Origin of the sequence: Paracoccus alkenifer, from assembly GCF_900108405.1 — a bacterium.
In the GTDB taxonomy this organism is placed as follows: Bacteria; Pseudomonadota; Alphaproteobacteria; order Rhodobacterales; family Rhodobacteraceae; genus Paracoccus; species Paracoccus alkenifer.
Genome location: NZ_FNXG01000001.1, coordinates 39,310 through 61,050 on the forward strand (window position 1 = coordinate 39,310; position 21,741 = coordinate 61,050).

A 21,741-nucleotide genomic window follows, 5' to 3' on the forward strand; every position below is an offset into this window, starting at 1 on the left:
GGCACGCTGGCCCTATGGTCCCCGCCAATCACGAACGAATGAGGGCGGCATGAAGGACATTCCGGGACAGCTCGACAAGCTGCGGCAACAGGCGCGCATGGGCGGCGGGCAAAAGCGCATCGACGCCCAGCACGCCCGCGGCAAGCTGACCGCGCGCGAGCGGCTGGACATCCTGCTGGACGAAGGCTCGTTCGAGGAATTCGACATGTTCGTCCGCCACCGCTCGACCGATTTCGGGATGCAGGACGACCGTCCCCATGGCGACGGGGTGGTGACCGGCTGGGGCACGATCAACGGCCGCATGGTCTATGTGTTTTCGCAGGATTTCACCGTGTTCGGCGGCTCGCTGTCGGAAACCCACGCGCAAAAGATCTGCAAGATCATGGACATGGCGATGCAGAACGGCGCGCCGGTGATCGGGTTGAACGATTCGGGCGGCGCGCGGATCCAAGAGGGCGTGGCCTCGCTTGCCGGCTATGCCGATGTGTTCCAGCGCAATATCATGGCCAGCGGCGTGATCCCGCAGATCAGCGTCATCATGGGGCCTTGCGCGGGCGGCGCGGTCTATTCGCCGGCGATGACCGACTTCATCTTCATGGTCAAGGACACCAGCTATATGTTCGTGACCGGGCCGGATGTGGTCAAGACGGTCACGAACGAGGTGGTGACGGCGGAGCAGCTGGGCGGGGCCTCGACCCACACGAAAAAATCCTCGGTCGCGGACGGCGCGTTCGAGGACGACGTCGAGGCGCTGTCAGAAATCCGCCGGCTGTTCGATTTCCTGCCGCTGTCCAACCGCGAAAAAGCGCCGACGCGGCCGTTCTTTGACGAACCCGGACGGATCGAGGATTCGCTGGACACGCTGATCCCCGACAACCCCAACCAGCCCTACAACATGAAAGAGCTGGTGCTGAAGATCGCCGACGAGGGCGATTTCTTTGAAATCCAGCGCGATTTCGCCGGAAATATCATCACCGGCTTTATCCGCATCGAGGGCCAGACCGTCGGCGTCGTCGCCAACCAGCCGATGGTGCTGGCGGGGGTGCTGGACATCGATTCCAGCCGCAAGGCCGCGCGGTTCGTGCGGTTCTGCGACGCCTTCAATATCCCGATCCTGACGCTTGTGGACGTGCCCGGCTTTCTGCCCGGAACCAGCCAGGAATATGGCGGCGTCATCAAGCACGGCGCGAAACTGCTGTTTGCCTATGGCGAGGCGACGGTGCCCAAGGTCACCGTCATCACCCGCAAGGCTTATGGCGGCGCCTATGACGTGATGGCCTCGAAACACCTGCGCGGCGATTTCAACTATGCGTGGCCCACGGCGGAAATCGCGGTGATGGGGGCCAAGGGCGCGGTGGAAATCCTTTACCGCAGCGAGCTGGGCGACGCCGACAAGATCGCGGCGCGGACCAGGGATTACGAGGACCGCTTTGCCAACCCCTTTGTCGCGGCCGAGAAAGGCTTTATCGACGAGGTGATCCAGCCGCGCTCGACGCGCAAGCGGGTGGCCCGGGCCTTTGCCTCGCTGCGGACGAAAAAACTGTCCAACCCGTGGAAAAAACACGACAATATCCCATTGTGAACCCATAGACCCAACCCCGGATCCCGGCCGTGTCCGTGCTGTCATCCGCCCTTCTGTTCGCCTCGACCCTGGCGGGACTTGCCTCGGATGGGGCGCATCCGCTGATCGCCGTGCCTTCGGGCGCCGAGGTCTGGCTGCAAGAAGAGCTGTCCGACAGCATGCCCGGCGCGGGGCTGGTCCAGCGCTATCGTTTTGTCATGCCCTCGCTTGCCGCCCGCGTTCCCCAGTTCGACGAGATGCCGTTTGATGACGTCGTCCCGCCCGAACTGCTGGACGACCATCTGGAAGCGCCGCTGACCCCCGAGGAACAGGCCGAGCTGGACGACCTGCTGGGCGGGTTCTCGATCGAGGCGGCGCCCGGGCAGGACGGCCCGGGGCCGCTGGACGGGGTGCTGCCGCCCGATGCCGCCCCGCTGCCCTCGGAACTGGCGCCGCCCGACCCGCAGCCCGACATGGGCGAGGCAGGATCGCCCCGGGATTGGGCCGAGGATGAAACCGTCCTGCCCGCCGCGCCGGATGTGCTGATGCAGGATCCGATCCACCGCGACATCGTGTGGCTGTGCGAGAATTTCGTGCTGCCCCGCATCGCCCGTCTTGAGCGGCTGCCGGGTCAGGTGGTGATCTCGCTGGCCTCTGCCCCTTCGATATTCGGCAGTTTCGACCCGGATATCGTCCAGATCTTCGAGGGATTTTCGATTCCCGCCGACCTCAGCCATTGTGTATGGGAGCCGCTGTGATGCCCGCCCTGCCCCGGATGTTGCCTCTACCCCGCTCATGCGCAGATTTTCGCCGCCCTGGTGCAAAGCTGCCACATCAGACCGCCGACACGACCGCTGTCTGCTGTCGCGGTGCCGGCCGGGGCGCTAGGATGGCGCAGCGGTCGCGCGGTGCGGCCGCCAGATCGAGCAGCCGGGGCCTGAAGACCCCGCACAACAGGAGCCTGTCATGTCCAAGAAACTTGCCGTCGCCATGGTTCTGGTCGGCCTCGTCGCAGCTTGCCAGCAGCCGCAGCCCCAGCCCCTGCCCGAGCCGATGGTCATCCAGCCCGAGCCGGTGTTCCAGGGCAAATACGGCGCCAACTGAGCGCCGGCTGCGCGGGCTTTCGGGTCCGCGCACCCAATCCCTTGCCCGGCCCGACCGCCGCGCCGCAGCCCCTGACCTACCTTGGGGGAAAGGCGGCGCAGCATGTTGAAACATCGCGGTTTTCCGGGTCGCCTTCCCTCGACCGACCACCAGTTCGTCATCCGCCGCGCCAACGCCAAGGGCGCCACGCCGCTGGTTGCGCGCGAACGTTATCGCGACCGCGCACCCGCTGACCGGCGCGCCGACGCCGGCTTTCTGGCCGCGCTGATCGAGCATTTCGGCGACGAGCCGTTCGAGCGCGGCAATCTGGATGCCGGCCGCATATCATGGCTGCTGGGGCGCGAGGTCGTCGCCGTCGGCAAGCTCGATCCCCGCAGCTACGAACAGCTTTTGCGCGTGGACATGGCCCGCGCCGAGGCCGCTTTCCCCGAGCTGTTCACCGCCGGCGCCGCCCCGGATTTCGGCTGGGAATCGGACGGCGACGACGACTGGGACGAGGCCGGGCGGTGATGCGCATATTGACGCCTATTTCATGGTTTTCACCGGCTTGTCAGTTTGACCAGCGGGGCGACCATGCGATAGTCGTCCTGCACGGACTTTCAATTGCCCCGAACAGGGCCTCGAATACAGGCAGAAGAACATGCAGAAATCGCTCGTCCTCCGCGTTTGCGGCGTCGCATTCATCGCAGCCGCCGTCTCGGCCTGCGCCCCGGGCTACAACACCGGACTGTCGCCCGACGCGCAGCGCGCCGCCGGCGGCGCCGTGGCCGGTGCCGTCATCGCCAAGGCCGTGGGCGAACGCGCCGCGACCGGCGCGCTCATCGGCGGTGCTGCCGGCGCGCTGTGCGACGACGTCGGTATCTGCCAGTAATTCCGGCGGCCGCACGGCGAAACCAGCTCATCGCGCCCCCGAGGGGCGCGGTGCCAACCCGGTAATCCATCTGTCGGCCGCCGGCGGGGTGATCCCGGTCGGGACCGGCACTGACAGGAAAGACAGAAAATGTTCAAATCTCTTATCATCGCCGGAATCGGCGCGGCGCTGGTCGCCGGCTGCACCCCGAACATCAACCCCACCGATGCCGACCGCGCCATCATCGGCGCCGGCACCGGCTATGTCGTCCAGCAGGTCCGCGGCAAGGGCGGCTCTGACCGGATCAAGGGCGCCGCGATCGGCGCCGTCGGCGGCGCGCTGTGCGACGACGTGGGTCTTTGCCAATAATCTGACCGCGACCGCGCGCCCCGCGCGGCTTGCAATTCCTTCAGGCCGTCCCGGTTTCGCTGACCGGGGCGGCTTTTTCACATCCAGCGCCATCCAGGGACCGCCATGTTCAAGAAGATCCTGATCGCCAACCGCGGCGAAATCGCCTGCCGCGTCATCAAGACCGCGAAGAAGATGGGGATCGCCACCGTCGCCGTCTATTCCGACGCCGACCGCAACGCCCTGCATGTGCGCATGGCGGACGAGGCCGTCCATATCGGCCCGCCCCCGGCGAACCAGTCCTATATCGTGATCGACAAGATCATGGACGCGATCCGCCAGACCGGCGCCGAGGCCGTGCATCCCGGTTACGGTTTTCTAAGCGAAAACATGAACTTCGCCGCCGCTCTTGAGAAAGAGGGCGTGGCGTTCATCGGCCCGCCCTCGCCCGCGATCGAGGCGATGGGCGACAAGATCACCTCGAAGAAACTGGCGCAAGAGGCCGGCGTCAGCACCGTTCCCGGCTATATGGGGCTGATCGCCGACGCCGACGAGGCGGTGCGGATTTCCAACGACATCGGCTATCCGGTGATGATCAAGGCCAGCGCCGGCGGCGGCGGCAAGGGGATGCGCATTGCCTGGAACGACCAAGAGGCGCGCGAGGGCTTTGAATCCTCGAAGAACGAGGCCGCCAACAGCTTTGGCGACGACCGCATCTTTATCGAGAAATTCGTGACGCAGCCGCGCCACATCGAAATCCAGGTGCTGGCCGACCAGCACGGCAATTGCGTCTATCTGCACGAGCGCGAATGCTCGATCCAGCGCCGCAATCAGAAGGTGATCGAAGAGGCGCCCTCGCCCTTTCTTGACGAGGCAACGCGCCGCGCCATGGGCGAACAGGCGGTGGCGCTGGCCAAGGCGGTCGGCTACACCAGCGCCGGCACGGTCGAGTTCATCGTTGACGCGAACAAGAACTTTTATTTCCTTGAAATGAATACGCGTTTGCAGGTCGAGCACCCGGTGACCGAGCTGATCACCGGCGTCGATCTGGTCGAGCAGATGATCCGCGTCGCCGCGGGCGAAAAACTGCCCTTTGCGCAGGACGAGCTGACGATCAACGGCTGGGCCATCGAAAGCCGGCTGTATGCCGAGGATCCCTATCGCAACTTCCTGCCCTCGATCGGGCGGCTGAGCCGCTATCGCCCGCCGGTGGAAACCGCCGCGGGGCCGTTGCAGGACGCGGGCAAATGGGTGCCCGCGCATCCGGGCGACGCGCCGGCGGTGGCGGATGCGGGCGTGCGCAACGATACCGGCGTCTACGAGGGCGGCGAGATCAGCATGTTCTACGACCCGATGATCGCCAAGCTCTGCACCTGGGCGCCCGACCGCGCCGCCGCGATCGAGGCGATGCGCGGCGCGCTGGACGGGTTCGAGGTCGAGGGAATCGGCCATAACCTGCCGTTCCTGTCGGCGGTGATGGACCACCCGCGCTTTGTGTCCGGCGACATCTCGACCGCCTTTATCGAAGAGGAATACCCCGAGGGTTTCCAGGGCGCGACCCTGCCCGACCCGGAACTGGAACGCATCGCCGCAGCCGTCGCCGCCATGCACCGCGTCGCCGAAATCCGCCGCACCCAGATCAGCGGCCGGCTGGACAACCACGAACGCCGCGTGGGCGAAAACTGGGTGGCGACGCTGGACAAGCGCGAATTCCCGGTGCGGATCAGCGCCGACCGGCAAGGCTCGACCGTGCAGGTCAATGGCCGCAGCCTGCGCGTCGAATCGGACTGGAAACCGGGCATGTCGCTGGCGCGGCTGGTGGTGGACGGGGCGCCGCTGACGCTCAAGGTCGATGCGATCCCGGCCGGGCTGCGCATCCGCACCCGCGGCGCCGAAATCCGCACCCATGTGCGCCGCCCCCGCTCGGCGGAGCTGGCGCGGCTGATGCCGGAAAAACTGCCGCCCGATACCTCGAAATTCCTGCTGTGCCCGATGCCGGGTCTGGTGGTGCGCATCAACGTCTCTGAGGGCGACGAGGTGCAAGAGGGTCAGGCGCTGGCCACGGTCGAGGCGATGAAGATGGAAAACATCCTGCGCGCCGAGCGCAAGGGCATCGTCAAGTCGGTCAACGCCGAGCCCGGGCAAAGCCTGCAAGTCGACGAAATCATCATGGAGTTCGAGTAACCTTGCCCGACCCGGCCGCCAGCAGCTTCAACCCCACGGTCGTGGCCGCCCTTGTCGCGGCCGCGGTGGCGGTGCTGGCCTGGCCGGTCAACGACTGGCTGAACCGCCGCCGCGCCCGCGAATTGCGGGCCGAGCGGGTGGACGACGTGCAGCGCGCGCTGCTGGCGGAAATCCGCGCCCATGTGGCGACGCTGGAAAACCAGCTGCCGCGCGACGATGCCGCGCGCGAGGCGCTGGTGGCCAAGCTGGCGATGGGCGACCGCACCCCCGCCCTGCCCCATGATTCGAACGAACGCATCTTTCGCGCCATCGTGGCCGAGGTTCACATCCTACCGGAATGGGCCATCGACCCGGTGGTGCGCTATTACGGGTTGCTGGCGGTGCAGCGCGCGCTTGCGCAGGACATCCGCGCCCATCTGGCCGACCACCCCGACAACGCCATCGGGGTGTTTCTGGACTATCTGAAGCTGAGCGAGCAGGTGCTGGCCACCGGGCACGAGGCGATGGTGATCCTGGCCGCCAGCCTGCAAGGCGGGCAGGCGGCCGTCGATGCGCTGAGGGCGGCGTGGCAGGCGCGCGAAGGCGCGCGTCTTCGCCAGAGCTTGCCTGCCGAACTGGCCGGGCTGCGCGAGCGGCTCAGTAAACGATCTTTGAACCCGAGAGGCCGGTGATGGGGGGCAGACCGGCAACCGCCGCGATTTCATTCGAGCTTTGCGCGTCCAGCAACCGCCTGACCAGCTCCTCGGTCGAGGCGACGCGGCGGGGCGGGGCCGTTACCTCGACCGGGTCGGCCGGGGTGGGCCGCTTGCCGGCCCAGCGGCGCAATATCGACTTTCGAGCCATGGCGACCCCCTGCATCAGCGGCGCGCGACATGCGGCCTTGCTACAGAATATAGGGCGGCGCCCCCGTTCAGACAACAGCCGTCACCTGCCCCCATGCGCGCGGGTTTCGCTGCGCCGCACCGGGGTCTTGTCGATGGCGCGGGTGATCTCGCGGCTGTCCCAGGGCGCGGGCTTGCGGTCGATCACCGTGCCGTCAAGATCCAGCACCATCAGCGAAAACCCCCTCGGCCGCAGTTTCTGCCGCCAGGGCGACTGCGCGGCCGGGTCGGTGTCGGTGATGACGGTGACGCGGCGACGTTCCAGCGCGGCCGGGTCGCGGTGCAGCAGCTCCATCTGGGCGGCAAAGGCCGAATCGGCCGGGGTATCGGCAAACACCACCAGCGGGCGGCGCTCGAACAGCAGCGATTCGGGCGTGACCTCGGCGGCGGTGCGGATGTCGGGCTGGACCGCCCCCACCTCGCCGGCCACCGCATCGCCGGCAGGATCGGCGGATGCCGCGTCCACCGGGGCCGGGGCGCCGGGGCGCGAGGGTGCGGCCCGTTCGACCGCGATGCTGCCCGGCGGGGGCGTCGAGCCACCCATGGCCAGCACCGGGCCGCAGGACATAAGAACCAACGCAAGGCCCGTGAGCTTGCCAAGTAAAAATCGTATCATGTTTGGGAATATAGCGACTGCTGTCGTATCGGAAAGGACCATCAGATGACCAGCACCCCGAAACTCGACCAGTGGCGCGCCTTGGCCTCGAAAGAGCTGAAGGGGGCCGACCCCGACAGCCTGAACTGGGACACGCTGGAAGGGATCGCCGTCAAGCCGCTGTATACCGAGGCCGACACCGCCGGGCTGGACCACATGGGCAGCCTGCCGGGGCTGGCGCCGTTCACCCGCGGCCCGCGCGCCACGATGTATGCCGGCCGGCCGTGGACGATCCGGCAATATGCGGGGTTTTCGACCGCCGAGGAATCGAACGCCTTTTACCGGCGCAACCTGGCCGCCGGGCAGCAGGGCGTGTCGGTGGCCTTCGACCTGGCCACCCACCGCGGCTATGACAGCGACCACCCGCGGGTCGAGGGCGACGTGGGCAAGGCCGGCGTCGCCATCGATTCGGTCGAGGACATGAAAATCCTGTTCGACGGCATCCCGCTGGACAAGGTGTCGGTGTCGATGACCATGAACGGGGCGGTGATCCCGATTCTCGCGAATTTCATCGTCGCGGGCGAGGAACAGGGCCACCCGCGCGCGGCGCTGTCGGGCACCATCCAGAACGACATTCTCAAAGAATTCATGGTGCGCAACACCTATATCTATCCGCCCGAACCCTCGATGCGGATCATCGCGGACATCATCGGCTATACCTCGGCCGAGATGCCGAAATTCAACTCGATCTCGATTTCCGGCTATCACATGCAGGAAGCCGGGGCGAACCTGGTGCAGGAACTGGCCTATACGCTGGCCGACGGGCGCGAATATGTCCGCGCCGCGCTGGCCGCAGGGATGGACGTGGACCAGTTCGCCGGGCGGCTGTCGTTCTTTTTCGCAATCGGCATGAATTTTTTCATGGAGATCGCCAAGCTGCGGGCGGCGCGGCTGCTGTGGCACCGGATCATGACCGATTTCGGCGCGAAGAAACAGTCCAGCCTGATGCTGCGCACCCACTGCCAGACCTCGGGCGTCAGCCTGACCGAGCTTGACCCCTATAACAACGTCATCCGCACCGCGTATGAGGCGATGTCGGCGGCGCTTGGCGGCACCCAGTCGCTGCACACCAACGCGCTGGACGAGGCGATCGCCCTGCCCACCGATTTTTCTGCCCGCATCGCGCGCAACACCCAGCTGATCCTGCAAGAGGAAACCGGCATCACCCATGTCGTCGATCCGCTGGCCGGCAGCTACTATGTCGAATCGCTGACCGCCGAGCTGGCCGACCGGGCCTGGGCGATCATCGAAGAGGTCGAGGCGATGGGCGGCATGACCAAGGCCGTCGCCACCGGCCAGCCCAAGCTGCGCATCGAGGAAACCGCCGCCCGCCGGCAGGCGATGATCGACCGCGGCGAAGAGGTCATCGTGGGCGTCAACAAATACCGCAAGGACAAGGAAGACCCGATCGACATCCTCGACATCGACAACATGGCGGTGCGCGCGGCCCAGATCGCGCGGCTGGAACGGATCCGCGCCACCCGCGACCAGGCCGCCTGCGACGCCGCGCTGGCCGAGATCACCCGCCGCGCCGCCGAGGGCGGCAACCTGCTGGAAGCCGCGGTCGAGGCGGCGCGGGCGCGTGCAACCGTTGGGGAAATCAGCATGGCGATGGAAAAGGAATTCGGCCGCCACCGGGCCGAGGTGCGCACTCTGGCCGGGGTTTACGGCGCGGCCTATGAGGGCGACGAGGGCTTTGCCCGCATCCAGAAGGACGTCGATGATTTCGCCCGGGTCGAAGGCCGCCGCCCGCGGATGCTGGTGGTCAAGATGGGCCAGGACGGCCACGACCGCGGCGCCAAGGTGATCGCCACCGCCTTCGCCGACATCGGTTTCGACGTGGACGTGGGCCCGCTGTTCCAGACGCCGGAGGAAGCCGCGCAGGACGCCGTCGACAACGACGTGCATATCGTCGGGATCTCGTCGCAAGCCGCCGGGCACAAGACGCTGGCGCCCAAGCTGATCGAGGCGCTGCGCGCCCAGGGCGCGGGCGACATCATCGTGATCTGCGGCGGCGTGATCCCCCAGCAGGACTATGAATTCCTGCGCAACGCCGGCGTCGCCGCGATCTTTGGCCCCGGCACCAACATCCCGGCCGCGGCGCGCGAGATCCTGGATATCGTCAAGGCGAAACGCGCCGCGGCGTGAGCTTGCGGCCGCAGCGGGGGGCTTGCCGCCCTCCCCCCTCGCCCCCCGCCCCCCGCACCCCCCGGGGGGTATTTGGGCCAGAAAGAAGCCTCGGGGGTGGGCGCTCTTGCCGCAGGCGGGGGGACGTGCCACCGTTCGGATATGGATCGGATCATGCGTCCCGGCGGGTTTCGGCGGGCCGCAATGCGCAGGGGGCTTGCGGCATGGTGCGGATAGACGGCGCCCCCTCGGTCTGGCACGAGCTGCCAGAGGCGCTTGCCGTCGAGATCGGGGTTGCGGTCGCAAGTTTCGGCCATCTCGAAGACATGCTGAAGCGCGCGATATTCGCGCTGGACCGGCGGCGCCTGCCGGCCTCGATCCATGACAGCGATTTCCGCAGCTGGCTGCGCCGCATGGATCACGTCGCCGCCGATTCGCTGGGCACGCTGATCGAGCGGCTGGACCGCACGCTGGCGCGCGAGGGTCGCGCCGACCCCGAGCTGATCGCCCAGCTGGACGAGGTGAAATCTTGGCGCAACCTGTTGTGTCACGCCAACTGGCAGCCGCAGGGCACGGCATGGCAGCCGGTTTTCGCCAATACCAAAGGCGAGGTTTTCGACGCCGCGCTGGACGCCCCGGACATCCGCGCCATCCGCGAGATGTCGCTGGACAGCGCCCGGCGGGTGGGGCGGATCATCGAGGCGCTGGACGACGGCGGCAACGGCTGGATGGAGTGATGGGCAGGGTTCTGGATTATCCGCCGGTCTGGCTGGCGATCTTTGCGGGGGCGGCGTGGGCTGCGGGGCGGCTGTGGTCGCTGCCGGTGGCGCCGGACGCAGGCCGGGCGCTGGTGCTGGCGGGGCTGGCGCTGATGGGGGCCTCGGGGTGGGTGATGCTGCGCGGGGGTGCCACGGTGGACCCGACCCGCCCGCCGACCGCGCTGGTCACGCGCGGGCCCTATCGCCTGTCGCGCAATCCGATCTATCTGGCGGATGCGGTGATCCTGACCGGGCTGTGCCTGATCTGGCAGCCCGTCGCGGCGCTGGTGCTGGTGCCCGGTTTCGTGGCAGTGATCGGGCGCCGCTTTATCCGGCGCGAGGAAGCCTGGCTGCGCGCCCGCGATGCACGCGGCTTTGACGCCTGGGCGGCGCGCACCCGGCGCTGGCTGTAGCCTCCGGTCCGTTTGCCCGCGTTGCCAAGCCGCGGCCCGCGGGATAACACGCGGGCGACCGCGGCGCGGCCCCCAGCCCCCGCACCCCATCGCATACGAGGCCCCCATGTCCGCCACCCCCCTGCCCGCGTCGCCGAGCCATGGCCCCGCGCCTCTGCGTCTGGGGATCGTCGGACTGGGCACCGTGGGCATCGGGGTGGTCAAGATCATCCAGAACCACGCCGACCTGCTGGCCGTGCGCGCCGGCCGGCCGTTGCAGATCACCGCGATCTGCGCCCGCGACCGCACCCGCAACCGCGACGCCGACATCTCGGGCTATGCCTGGGTGGACAGCCCGGCCGAGCTTGCCCTGCGCGACGACGTGGACGTTCTGGTCGAGCTGGTCGGCGGCACCGAGGGCGCCGCGCGCGAGGCGATCGAGCTGGCGCTGGACCACGGCAAGGACGTGGTGACCGCCAACAAGGCGCTGCTGGCCGTCCACGGTCAGGCGCTGGCCGAGCGGGCCGAGCGTCACGGCCGCACCATCCGCTATGAGGCCGCGGTCGCCGGCGGCATCCCGATCATCAAGGCCATCAGCGAAAGCCTCGCCGGCAACCGCATCTCGCGCGTGATGGGGGTGATGAACGGCACCTGCAACTATATCCTGACCCGGATGCAGTCCGCCGGCCTGCCCTATGAGACCGTGTTCGAGGAAGCCCGGCAACTGGGCTATCTTGAGGCCGATCCGACGCTGGACGTGGGCGGCATCGACGCCAGCCACAAGCTGGCCATCCTTGCCTCGCTGGCCTTTGGCACCCGCGTGGCCTTCGATGCGGTGGAAATCGAGGGGATCGAGCGGATCTCGATCGACGACATCAACCGCGCCGCCGACATGGGCTATCGCATCAAGCTGCTGGGGGTCGCGCAGATCACCGCGCGGGGGCTGGAACAGCGGATGTCGCCCTGTCTGGTGCCCTCTGACAGCCCGCTGGGCCAGCTTGAGGGCGGCACCAACATGGTGGTGGTCGAGGGCGATTCCGTCGGGCAGATCGTGCTGCGCGGGGCCGGGGCCGGCGAAGGCCCGACCGCCAGCGCCGTCATGTCCGATGTGATCGAACTGGCGCGCGGCGTGCGGATGCCGGTCTTTGGCCAGCCGGCGGCGGGGCTGGCCGCGCCGCAGCCGGCGCGCACCGCCATTCCCGCCGCCTATTACCTGCGGCTGACGCTGGCCGACAAGCCCGGCGCGCTGGCCAAGATCGCGACGCTGCTGGGTGATGCGGGGATTTCCATCGACCGGATGCGCCAATACGGCCACACGGTCGGCGGCAGCGCCCCGGTGCTGATCGTCACCCACAAGACCACCCCCGAGGCGATCCACCACGCGATGGAACTGCTGCCCCGCACCGGCGTGGTCGAGGGCGACCCGATCGAGTTGCGCATCGAAGAGGTCTGAGGGAAGGCTCCAGGCGCTCTAGCGCCCCTCGCCCGGCACCGGCAGCAGGTGGCGCAGCCCCTGCGTCACATCGGTGCGGATCGCCAGCCGCAGCGCCGGTTCATCCCCCGCCCGCAGCGCCGCCAGGATCATGCGGTGGTGGCGCGGCGCCTCATTCCGGCGCATCTTCTGATAGACGGCGCGCATCGTCGGCCCCAGTTGCAGCCAGATGGTTTCCAGCATCGCCAGCATCGCCGGGGCCTGCGCCCGCAGGTAGAACGTGCGGTGAAATTCCAGATTGCTGCGGATATAGCCGACCGCATCGTGGTTCTGCGCCGCATCCCCGATGGCGGCGTTGATCGCCGCCAGCCGGTCGATCAGCGCCAGATGCGCGCGGGGCAGCGCACGGGACGCAAGTTCCGGCTCGATCAGCGCGCGCAGGGCCGCCAGTTCCTCCAGCCGCTCGACCGACAGCGCCGGCGTCGCCACCCGCCCCGAGGCAGACAGCGTCAGCGCCCCCTCGGCCACCAGCCGCCGCACGGCCTCTCGGGCGGGGGTCATGCTGACACGGGATTCGGCGGCGATGCCGCGCAGGGTCAGCGCCTTGCCCGGCGGCAGCTCGCCCAGCATGATCCGGCCGCGCAGGCTGCGATAGACCCGCTCATGCGCCGCGGGCTGCGCCGGCGATCCCGTCGCGGGCGCGTTGGGCGAAGCATTCGGGGTCGAGGCGCGGCTGGGACTGCTCATCACGTTTTGTGATCACATTTTCGCGCGGCTGTCAATTTTCATCGCCGCTTTCCTCTGACGGCCCCGGCCGGAACTGCCATGCGTGCAGCGCGCTGCCATGCTCGCGCAACCACGCCCGCCGCGCCGCGTAATCGGGGCACAGCCGCGCCACCGCCGCCCAGAAATCCGGCGAATGGTCCATATGCGCCAGATGCGCCACCTCATGCGCGGCAACATAGTCGAGCACCTCGGGCGGGGCCATCGCCAGCCGCCAGGAATACATCAGCCGCCCCCGGTCGGTGCAGCTGCCCCAGCGCGACCGCGTGTCGCGCAACGCCATGGCGGTGTAGCGCCGCCCCAGCGCCGCCGCATGGCGGTCGCTGGCCGCTGTCAGCCGCGCCTGCGCCAGCGCCCGCAGGAACGCCGCCGCCGCCACGCCGGGCGCCCGCGCGGCGGGCAGCATCAGCGTATCACCCTGCACCTGTGGCGCGCGCACGGCGGCCGGGGTCAGCACCAGCCCGCGCCCCTCGACCGGCAGCACGGCGCCGAACCGGGCCAGCCGCGGCGGGGCCAGCCCGGCCAGGGTGCGGGCCAGCCAGTCGCCCTGCTCGTGCAGGAACGCCTGCGCCTGAGATTGCGGCATCCGCCGCGGCAGGGTCAGCGTCACCGTGCCGTCGCGCCGCGACACCCGCAGCGTCATCCGCCGCGCCCCCGCATGGCGGCGCAGCGTCACCTCGGTCCCGTTCTGAAGGATCATTCTGCCGTCCAAATCCTGCACCCGTTTCCCCGTCTGGCTGCCTGCCCCGGCCGTTCTTCCGCGAAAGGCTTTGACACCCCCGGAACCCTGTGGCAGGGGAAGCCGGATTTACCTGACCTTCGGCAAAAAGAGAACACCATGCCCAAAGAGGAATGGGGCACCAAGCGCCTTTGCCCCAGCTGCGGAAGCCGCTTCTATGACCTGCGCAACGACCCGATGACCTGCCCGGTCTGCAACGCCCAGTTTTCGGCTGAAAGCCTGGCGACGGCCCGCGGCCGGGCGCTGATCAGCGAAAAAAGCGCCCGCGACGCCGAACAGGAAGACGTGGTCGACGACGATCTGGACGATGCCGCCGACGCGGGCGAGCTGGACGACGATCTGCTGGACGACGACGACGACGCGGATGTCTCGCTGGACGAGATCGCCGATGTGGCCGAGCCCGAAGAGGACTGAGCCTGCCCACCCGGAAACCACGCTGAAAGCCCCTCTCGCGGGGGCTTTTTCTTTTCCATGCAAGAGTTTGCGCGTGAATATTCGCAGATGCGGCAAAACCGCGATTTTCCCCCTTGCACCCCGCGGCGTCACCCCATATACGACCCCCCACGCGGGCGGCGCAGACGCAGCCCGGACCTCCGGTGGGGCCATAGCTCAGTTGGTAGAGCGCTTGAATGGCATTCAAGAGGTCAGGGGTTCGACTCCCCTTGGCTCCACCAATCTTTCCTTCGTAAAGTTCTCATCCTGAAAACGTCGCGGTTGCGGTCGCCCGTCGCCTTGATTCGACCCCGGCATGTTGCACGGCAGGCTCAAAGGTCGGGCTCAAAGGTCGGGCAGGCCCTGCACCTCAGCGGCGGCAGGATTCAGCAGCAGGATTTCGACGGCGGGCGCGGCTTTGGCGGTGCGCAATTCCTCAAGCACGCGCGGCATCAGCTCAGCCGCAGGCGCCCCCGCCGGCGCCGCCGCGACCGAGGCCAGCGCGGCTTGGGTCGACAGCGCCGCCAGCAGATAGGCGTCCTCCGCAGCCTGCCCCCCGGTCCCGATCGAGACGGCGAAACGGTCGCGCCCGTCCTCGTCGCGCCGGCTTTGGCCGGTCAGGTCATAGACCGCGCCATCCGGTGCGACAAGAAAAAGCCACAGGCTGCGGCCGGGCGGCTGGGTAACCTCGCCACGGATCTGAAATCCATCCGCGACGCTGTCCGACCGGACCGACAGCGCGACGGCGGGCGCGGGCCGGCCCGAGACCTCGCGCAGGAAATCCAGCCCGGCGCATTGGGCGGGGGACACCCGGTCGCGCACGACGGCGGGGCGAGTGCCGAATTCGGCCTCATAGGCCGAAAGCAGCGCCGAGGGATCGAGATCCGCCCCCGAAACGACCCAGATCATCCCGGCGTTGCGCCCCTGCCCGACCCTTTGCGCAAGGGTGCAGTCCGGCAGGGCAAAGCCGGCCAGAAACCCCTCGCGCGTCGAGGGGTCGCGCGGGGGCAGCGCGGCCGCATCCTGCGGGTCGGCGGCTGGGGGGGCGGGCGGCACGGCAGCGGGCCGCAGCGCCAGATAGCCCCCGCCCCCGCCCGCCAGCACGACCAGCGCCAGCGCGGCGGCAGCCCATATCGGCCGGCGGGGCGGCGCCGGAGCGGCCGGCGGGGGCGCCACAGAGCGCGGCGCAAACGGCGTGTGCGAATGGGTGGCCGGATCCTCGGCGATGCGGGGCGCGGGCTTTGCCACCGTGTCGCGCGCGCCGGCCGGGGACCACAGCGGCAGCCGGTATTGCGCGGGCAGCAGCATCGGGTCGTCCATGATGCGCAGCACCTCGGCCATGTCGCGGGGGCGCCGCTGCGGGTCGGGTTCCAGCATGTGCTGCAACAGCGGAAACAGCAGATGCGACACCCCGGTCAGATCCGGGATCGCCTGTCGCGCGCCCGAGGCCGACACCACGGAATCCCCCATCTCAAGCGGCTTGCCGCGCGCGGCGGCGGCGATCAGCAGCGCAAGGCCATAAACATCGGTGCGCGCCCCGATCTCTCCGCCCCAATGGCCCAGCTGCTCGGGCGCGATATATTTGAACTTGCCCGCAAAGCGCCCCGCCAGCCCGTCGCCCAGCTCGGTCGAGCGGGCGATGCCAAAGTCGATCAGCACTGCCTCGTCGATGCGGTCGTCGCGCAGGATCACGTTGTCGGGCGACAGGTCGCGATGGGTGACGCCGCTGGCATGGGCGCAGCCCAGCCCCAGGGCCAGCCGCCGCATCAGCACCAGCGCCGCCGCGTCGTCCAGCGGCCCGTCCTGCTTGATCCGCGCGCCGAGATGCCTGCCCTCGACGAATTCCATGATCAGGCAATAGCGGCCCAACCCCCCGTCCAGCACAAAATTATGATAGCGCACGATGGCTTCGTCGCGCAGCTGGACCAGCACGCGGGCCTCGCGGCGAAACAGGTCCAGCACGGATTCGTCCTGCGCCAGATCGGGCAGGATCACCTTGATCGCCACCGGATCGCCGGTAAAGACGTTTTCGGCGCGGTAGACCTCGCCCATGCCGCCGGCGCTGACCAGCGTGCCGATGCGGTAGTTGTTGTTGATCAGCGCCCCCGGCTGGACCAGACGCACCTGTCCGCCCTGCGGGCTGGGCTGGTCGCCGATCAGGGTCGGCTCGGGCGGCGCCGCCGGGTCGGGCGCGGGGCCGGGGTCGGGGTCAGTGTCGTGGGCGGAGCCAGTGTCGGGGGCGATCACGGTCAGGTCGGGGGCATCCCCGGCAGGCGCTGCGATGACCGTATGTTCGGGCCGTCCGGTGGCAGCTTCCGTGGGCGCGAGGCTGTCCGCCGCGCTGTCAGCGTCATCGCCGTTGCTGCGGGAATCGGCGGTCAAGGCGCATCCTCTGGCAGAGGCGCGGCCTCGCAGTCCACGACGATGACGCTGACGTTGTCGGTGGCGCCGCGGTCCAGCGTTTCGGCGATCAGCCGCGCGGCGACATCGGCCGCCGGGTCGGGCCGCGACAGCAAAAGCGCCAGATCGGCCGCGTCCAGATGTTCCGTCAGCCCGTCCGAGCACAGCAGCAGCCGGTCCCCTGCCCGCACCGCGCCGCCCACCATCTCGGGCTGCGCCTGCGCGCCCACCCCGATGGCGCGGGTGATGACATTGCGGCGCGGCGCCACCCGCGCCTCGGCCTCGGTCATCAGGCCGGCGGCGACCATCTGCGCGACCTCGCTGTGGTCGCGGGTCAGCCGCGTCAGGCAGTCGTCGCGCCACAGATAGATGCGGCTGTCGCCGGCCCAGATACAGGTCAGCTCGGCCTGATGGATCAGCAGCACCGCCACGGCCGCCCCTGCCGCCGACAGCCCGTTGCCGCCCACATGCGCAAGGATGCGGTGATGGGCGCGGTCCAGCCGTTCCAGCACGCGGGCGCGCTGATCCTGCGCGCTGACCGGAACGCCAAGCGAGGCCAGCTCCTCGACGATCATCGCGCTGGCGACATCGCCGGCGGCGTGCCCGCCCATGCCGTCCGCGACCGCCCACAGCCCGGTTTCGGGGATCGAGGCCACGCTGTCCTCGTTGTGGCTGCGCACCCGCCCCTTGTCGGTCAGCGCGCCGACGTGAAAGCGAAAGCCCGGCTCGGATCCCGTCATGCAATCCCCCCCTGATCATCCCCGGCGGTCCCGACCCCGCCAGCGGCCCCGCCCCCGCCCGCAATCAGCCAACCGATTTCCGACGCACCCGGCCAGCCCTGACAGGCCAGCATCCCCGAAGGTCGCCCGCCGCCCGCCGCGAACCACCAATAGCTGCGCCCGGCGGCGGCATGGGCGTGGTCGGCCGCAGCCAGCTGCGCCAGCAGCGCCTGCGGGGCAAGCGCGGCATTGCTGGCCCAGAAGGTCGGCCAGCCGGGCTGCGGCTGGTCTGGGGGCGCGGGCAGTTCCCGGCGCAGCCGCGCCGCGGCCTCGCGCGGGTCGAACTGCTGGGCCTCGAACAACGATTCCATCGCGCGCCCGGCGGCGGCGTGGAAATCCTGCCCGGGATCATGCACCGGCGCCGCCCCGCCCGCCTGCACCACCAGCAGCGGAAACCGCCGCCCGGCCCGGTCGTGCGAGGGGGCCAGGACCCCGCGCAACGGCTGCTCTCCGGTCAGAAGGGCGGCGCCGATCCAGAACCCCAGCTCCGGCGCCGCATCAAACGCGGCCTGCCAGCCCTCGCCCGCAGCCTGCCGCCAATCGCCCAGCACCTGCTGCATCCAGTCGCCCAGCAGCGCCACGATTCCCTCGGGCAGCCCCGCCGCGATGAAATCGCCAAAACCGGGGTGCTTGCCGTAAAGCCCTGCGTCACCCGCCGTCAGTCGATGCTCTGCGGACATTCGAATTCCCTGATCTCGGGCATGGTAAAGGGGTTGGCGATCGCGTTCACCGTGAAATCATAGGTGATGTTGCGCCCGCCCAGCACAAAGGTCGCGCGCAGCACGTCGCCGCGCTGTTCCTTGTAGTTGGCGGCGTTGAGGAATTGCATGAAGCTCCACGAGCTGCCCTCGAACCGCATCACCGATTCGCGTTGCAGGGGCGGCGACAGTTGCAGGATGGTGGACCGCCCTGCCCCCGGCCAGACCACCGTGCGCGACATCGAGCCGGTCGCCGTCTGCACCACCGTATCGTTGATCGCCAGCGCCGCGGTTTCCACCGAGGGGTGCGCATCGACCTGCGCCACCGTGATCTCGACCGAGGGGCTGGTGCCGCCGCCCGCAAAGAACGCCCGGCGGATGCGCTCGGCCCGCTCGAACTGCTTGAGCGTCGCGTTCGACAGGCGGGTGGTGATGTCCTTGTCGCTGCGCCAGACCAGCCCTTGGGGGCTGCGTTCGACGTAAGGCTCCAGATATTCGGTGAAATAGCGGTCCATCTCTCCGCCCGGGCCGAAAAATCGGGCGAAATTGTCGATGGACAGGCTGCGCGGGGAATCGGCGAACGGATAGGCCGGGGAAATCACGTCGCGGCAGAAAAACGTGACCCGATCGCTCAGCGCCCGGTTCATCACCTCGATCGAGGCATCCGAGGCGCCCGAGCGGAAATCGCTTTCCGCCCGCGTCACCATCCGCGCCAGCGGGTCGGGCAGTTGCGAATTATACTGCGTCAGCGAATTCAGCAGCGTCGGCAGCGCGGCGGCGGACTGGTCGGGATGATGTTCGGCCAGCCGCAGATTTTCCCAGATCGCGCCCAGATTGCCCAGCAGCGTGTCGATGGGCCGCTGGCCGGGTTCGCCATCGGCCAGCATGTGCCAGGTCTCGAACGCCCTGGAAATCGCGTCGATGGGCGCGGTGACACTGTTTTCCGGCCCCGCGCCGCCGACCCCGCCCCCGCCTCCGACCCCGCCCCCGGGCCGCAGCTGCCCGCCGCCCGCCTGCTGCCTTGCCGCGTCCAGCAGGATCCGCTGCACGCCCCCGGACCGCGATTGCAGCCGCGAGGCCAGCTGCCCGCCCACCGCGCCGGCCAAGCCCGCCGCCGCATCCCCCGCGCCCGGCAGCGTTGCCGGGTCCGCGCCGTCGAGCTGTTCGTATTCGCGCGACAGCCGCGTCTGGGCCGAGACCTCGCGCACCAGCGCCAGTATCGGCGAGGCCGAGGCCGAGGCCGCATTGCCAAGCGCCGCGTATTGCGGCTTGTCGGCGACCATCGAATTCAGCGTCAGATTGTCCAGCACCGCGTTCCAGGCGGCGATGAAATCGCCCCGATAGCGGTCCAGCAGATCGCGGTCCAGCCGGGCCAGACGCCCCTCGATTTCCGCGGTGCCGGCCAGATCGCCCAGCACCCACTGGTCGCGGCGCAGCTGCTCGCCGACGACGGCGAGCTGGTCGTAGAAATAGGCCCAGAATCCTTCATAAGTATAAAGCCCCGCCACGCCGAGCCCAGCCAGATCGGACCCGTCGCGCGCGGCGAACACCTGCGCGGCCAACCCGCCGCCGGTGGCGGATTCAAGGCTCCAGTCCGCGATTCCCCGCGCGACCCCACCGTCCTTGATGATCGCATAGGCCTGTTCGTCCAGCGGCAGCTGGGCAATGGCGGCGCGGGCGCGGTCCACCGTGCCCTGATCAAGGTCGACCAGCAGCCTGCGGCTGTCGTCCAGCCGCAGCATGGCACCCAGATGCGCCTTGAGCTGGTCAATCAGGTCCAGCCCCGTCCGGCCCGGATATTCCTGCCGCCAGGACTGGTCGAACCACGCCATGATCGCGGCGTCGTCGGTGGTTTCGCCCTGTTTGCCCAGCAGCAGATACACCTTGAGCGCGCGATAGATCTCGGTCATCTCGCCCGCGGCGATGGTCCGGGGGATGCGCCGTTCCAGATCCAGCACCAGACGCGGGCGCAGCATCCTCTCCAACGCCTCGGCATAGCTGTCGGTGGCGACGCGGTTCAGGCGGTCGCGCTGGCCCAGGCCCAGCCCCTCGGACAGGGCGGGCCGTTCGCTGTCGCCATAGCCCGCCGGCATGGCGGCAAGCGCGTTGAGCAGCGGCACCACCGCGCGCAGGTCGGTGTCGTCGATCACCTCGCGCTGCAATTCCTCGGACGCGGCGCGCATATAGGCGGCGGTCTGCGCCTCGGCCATGCGCAGCAGTTGCAGGTTCTTCCAATAGCTGTAACCCAGCGCCGAGACCGCGCCCAGCGTCGCCAGCACGATCGCCCCCAACGCGGCCGAGCGGATCAGCGCCGTCCGCCGCACCGCCTTTTGGTCATGCGAGACCCAGCCCTGTTCGGGAAAGATCACCCCGCGCAGCAGGTCGTGGATGAAAAAGCTCTTGCCGCGCCCGGACATGAAGGCGGCCTGAAACCCCGGTCCCAGTTCCGCGCCCGCGCCGGGCTGGCGGATCGCGCCCAGCACCTGATCGACGGGCGTGCCCTCTTGCGTGCCCGAGGTGAAATAAAACCCGCGCAGGATCGCATTGGTCTTGTAGCGCGTCGGCTCGAACACGCGGGCCAGAACCCCCGCCAGCTGGTCACGCAGCAGCGCCATCTGCCCCGGCAGGCCAAAGATCGCGATACGGGCGACGCTGTCGGGTTCCTCGGACAGGCGGTCGATGATCTCGTCCGACAGCCGCGCCACCAGCCGGTCGAATTCCCGGGGCACGGCCTCGTGCGTTATGGCCTTGCGGTCCTTGGTCTGAAAGGTGACGCCCCAGACCAGCTTGCGCCGGTTCAGACTGAAGCTGGCGAAATATTCGCGAAAACCGGCGATCAGGTCGGCCTTGGTGAACATGACATAGACCGGAAAGTCGATCTTGAGCTGCTCGTGCAGCTCGGCCAGCCGGGCGCGGACGGTCTGGGCATGGGCAGCCAGCGCCGCGGGGTCGTCCTTGATCATGTCCTCGACCGAAAAGGACAGGATCACCCCGTTGATCGGGCGGTTCGGGCGGGTGCGTTTCAGCAGGTCCAGAAACGCATCCCAGCTGGCCTTGTCGGCCAGCGCGTCGCTGTCCTGCGTGGTATAGCGGCCGGCGGTGTCGATCAGCACCGCATCCTCGGCGAACCAGAAATCCATGTTCCGGGTGCCGCCGAATCCCGCAACGGCGTTGCTTTGCGCCAGCGGGAAATCCAGCCCGGAATTGGCCAGCGCCGTGGTCTTGCCGGCGCCGGGCGGGCCGATGATCACATACCACGGCAGATCGTAAAGCGAGGCCGCGCCGCCCGATTTCTTCAGCACCGCCAGCGCCTGCGCCATTTTTTCGGCCAGCAGCCTGCCGTCGCCCTGCGGCTCAGGCGGGATCAGCGCATCCTCGATCCGGCGCGCGGCGCGGACCCGGCGGCGCCAGCGGATCAGCACCACCGCCACGAACACGCCGGCAATGACGCCGATGATCGCCAGCCGCAGCCACAGCCCGGCCAGCGGCGCCCAGCCGGTCATCGGCCCGCCGAACCAGATCGCCAGACACAGCGCCAGCAGCCCAAGGACGGTGACGGTCCAGCGCCACCACGCATGACGGCCCCAGCGCGGAGTCGGGACGGAAAAGCCAAGCACT

At 68.7% G+C, this 21,741-nt stretch carries 21 protein-coding genes and 1 tRNA gene; 14 read left to right on the forward strand and 8 right to left on the reverse strand.

Going from position 1 to position 21,741, the window contains the following annotated elements:
* The first annotated feature begins 49 nt into the window (after positions 1-49).
* The 8 genes from BLW83_RS00220 to BLW83_RS00250 all read left to right on the forward strand — a co-directional run bounded on the left by BLW83_RS00220 (position 50) and on the right by BLW83_RS00250 (position 6,718).
* Positions 50-1,582, forward strand: coding sequence for an acyl-CoA carboxylase subunit beta (locus BLW83_RS00220; protein ID WP_090844185.1), 1,533 nt, complete (start codon positions 50-52; stop codon positions 1,580-1,582).
* A 35-nt stretch (positions 1,583-1,617) separates the two neighbouring features.
* Positions 1,618-2,319, forward strand: a complete 702-nt coding sequence (locus tag BLW83_RS00225) for a DUF6497 family protein (protein ID WP_143042693.1) — start codon at positions 1,618-1,620, stop codon at positions 2,317-2,319.
* 208 nt (positions 2,320-2,527) lie between these two features.
* Complete coding sequence (locus BLW83_RS15595) at positions 2,528-2,665, forward strand: hypothetical protein (RefSeq protein WP_177172435.1); 138 nt, start codon at positions 2,528-2,530, stop codon at positions 2,663-2,665.
* A gap of 102 nt (positions 2,666-2,767) precedes the next feature.
* The gene (locus tag BLW83_RS00230; protein WP_090844195.1) at positions 2,768-3,175 is read left to right on the forward strand and encodes a hypothetical protein; all 408 of its coding nucleotides are present in this window, start codon (positions 2,768-2,770) and stop codon (positions 3,173-3,175) included.
* A gap of 130 nt (positions 3,176-3,305) precedes the next feature.
* Positions 3,306-3,536, forward strand: coding sequence for a hypothetical protein (locus tag BLW83_RS00235; RefSeq protein WP_090844198.1), 231 nt, complete (start codon positions 3,306-3,308; stop codon positions 3,534-3,536).
* Between the two features lie 129 nt (positions 3,537-3,665).
* A complete protein-coding gene (locus BLW83_RS00240) occupies positions 3,666-3,884 on the forward strand; it encodes a hypothetical protein (RefSeq protein WP_090844201.1) in 219 nt (72 codons plus the stop codon).
* Between the two features lie 105 nt (positions 3,885-3,989).
* Positions 3,990-6,047 carry an acetyl-CoA carboxylase biotin carboxylase subunit gene (locus tag BLW83_RS00245; RefSeq protein WP_090844204.1) on the forward strand — a complete coding sequence of 686 codons (2,058 nt, stop codon included), beginning with the start codon at positions 3,990-3,992 and terminating at the stop codon, positions 6,045-6,047.
* A gap of 2 nt (positions 6,048-6,049) precedes the next feature.
* Positions 6,050-6,718 carry a hypothetical protein gene (locus BLW83_RS00250; protein ID WP_090844207.1) on the forward strand — a complete coding sequence of 223 codons (669 nt, stop codon included), beginning with the start codon at positions 6,050-6,052 and terminating at the stop codon, positions 6,716-6,718.
* Here BLW83_RS00250 and BLW83_RS15330 read toward each other — a convergent pair.
* A complete protein-coding gene (locus BLW83_RS15330) occupies positions 6,684-6,890 on the reverse strand; it encodes a hypothetical protein (RefSeq protein ID WP_143042694.1) in 207 nt (68 codons plus the stop codon). The genes BLW83_RS00250 and BLW83_RS15330 overlap by 35 nt on opposite strands.
* A gap of 81 nt (positions 6,891-6,971) precedes the next feature.
* Positions 6,972-7,544: a DUF4174 domain-containing protein gene (locus BLW83_RS00255; protein ID WP_245728553.1), complete on the reverse strand. Its 573-nt coding sequence runs from the start codon at positions 7,542-7,544 to the stop codon at positions 6,972-6,974.
* A gap of 45 nt (positions 7,545-7,589) precedes the next feature.
* Here BLW83_RS00255 and scpA point away from each other — a divergent pair, with 45 nt between their 5' ends.
* The 4 genes from scpA to BLW83_RS00270 all read left to right on the forward strand — a co-directional run bounded on the left by scpA (position 7,590) and on the right by BLW83_RS00270 (position 12,313).
* Positions 7,590-9,731, forward strand: a complete 2,142-nt coding sequence (scpA, locus tag BLW83_RS00260) for a methylmalonyl-CoA mutase (RefSeq protein ID WP_090844210.1) — start codon at positions 7,590-7,592, stop codon at positions 9,729-9,731.
* A 203-nt stretch (positions 9,732-9,934) separates the two neighbouring features.
* Positions 9,935-10,447: a hypothetical protein gene (locus BLW83_RS15600; RefSeq protein WP_177172436.1), complete on the forward strand. Its 513-nt coding sequence runs from the start codon at positions 9,935-9,937 to the stop codon at positions 10,445-10,447.
* Positions 10,447-10,881: a methyltransferase family protein gene (locus BLW83_RS00265; protein WP_177172437.1), complete on the forward strand. Its 435-nt coding sequence runs from the start codon at positions 10,447-10,449 to the stop codon at positions 10,879-10,881. The genes BLW83_RS15600 and BLW83_RS00265 overlap by 1 nt, the downstream gene beginning before the upstream one ends.
* 106 nt (positions 10,882-10,987) lie before the next feature.
* On the forward strand, positions 10,988-12,313 hold the full coding sequence (locus BLW83_RS00270; protein WP_090844217.1) for a homoserine dehydrogenase: 1,326 nt from the start codon (positions 10,988-10,990) through the stop codon (positions 12,311-12,313).
* 18 nt (positions 12,314-12,331) lie between these two features.
* Here BLW83_RS00270 and BLW83_RS00275 read toward each other — a convergent pair whose 3' ends face one another.
* Together BLW83_RS00275 and BLW83_RS00280 are read right to left on the reverse strand one after the other, a co-directional pair.
* Positions 12,332-13,039 carry a GntR family transcriptional regulator gene (locus BLW83_RS00275; protein WP_090844220.1) on the reverse strand — a complete coding sequence of 236 codons (708 nt, stop codon included), beginning with the start codon at positions 13,037-13,039 and terminating at the stop codon, positions 12,332-12,334.
* A gap of 31 nt (positions 13,040-13,070) precedes the next feature.
* Positions 13,071-13,775, reverse strand: coding sequence for a M48 family metallopeptidase (locus BLW83_RS00280; protein ID WP_090844224.1), 705 nt, complete (start codon positions 13,773-13,775; stop codon positions 13,071-13,073).
* Between the two features lie 138 nt (positions 13,776-13,913).
* On the opposite strand from BLW83_RS00280, the gene BLW83_RS00285 reads away from it, so the two are divergent.
* Positions 13,914-14,228 carry an FYDLN acid domain-containing protein gene (locus BLW83_RS00285; protein WP_090844227.1) on the forward strand — a complete coding sequence of 105 codons (315 nt, stop codon included), beginning with the start codon at positions 13,914-13,916 and terminating at the stop codon, positions 14,226-14,228.
* A gap of 184 nt (positions 14,229-14,412) precedes the next feature.
* Positions 14,413-14,488: transfer RNA gene (locus tag BLW83_RS00290), tRNA-Ala, on the forward strand.
* 103 nt (positions 14,489-14,591) lie between these two features.
* Here the strand turns inward: BLW83_RS00290 and BLW83_RS00295 are convergent.
* The 4 genes from BLW83_RS00295 to tssM are packed head-to-tail and all read right to left on the reverse strand — an operon-like array spanning position 14,592 to position 21,740.
* Entirely contained in the window at positions 14,592-16,628 is a 2,037-nt protein-coding gene (locus tag BLW83_RS00295; protein WP_090844230.1) for a serine/threonine-protein kinase, read from the reverse strand.
* Positions 16,625-17,386: a PP2C family protein-serine/threonine phosphatase gene (locus tag BLW83_RS00300; RefSeq protein WP_090844234.1), complete on the reverse strand. Its 762-nt coding sequence runs from the start codon at positions 17,384-17,386 to the stop codon at positions 16,625-16,627. The genes BLW83_RS00295 and BLW83_RS00300 overlap by 4 nt, the downstream gene beginning before the upstream one ends.
* Entirely contained in the window at positions 17,383-18,105 is a 723-nt protein-coding gene (tagF, locus tag BLW83_RS00305; RefSeq protein ID WP_090844237.1) for a type VI secretion system-associated protein TagF, read from the reverse strand. The genes BLW83_RS00300 and tagF overlap by 4 nt, the downstream gene beginning before the upstream one ends.
* Complete coding sequence (tssM, locus tag BLW83_RS00310; RefSeq protein WP_245728611.1) at positions 18,084-21,740, reverse strand: type VI secretion system membrane subunit TssM; 3,657 nt, start codon at positions 21,738-21,740, stop codon at positions 18,084-18,086. Before tssM ends, tagF begins: the two co-directional genes overlap by 22 nt.
* Position 21,741 lies beyond the last annotated feature (1 nt).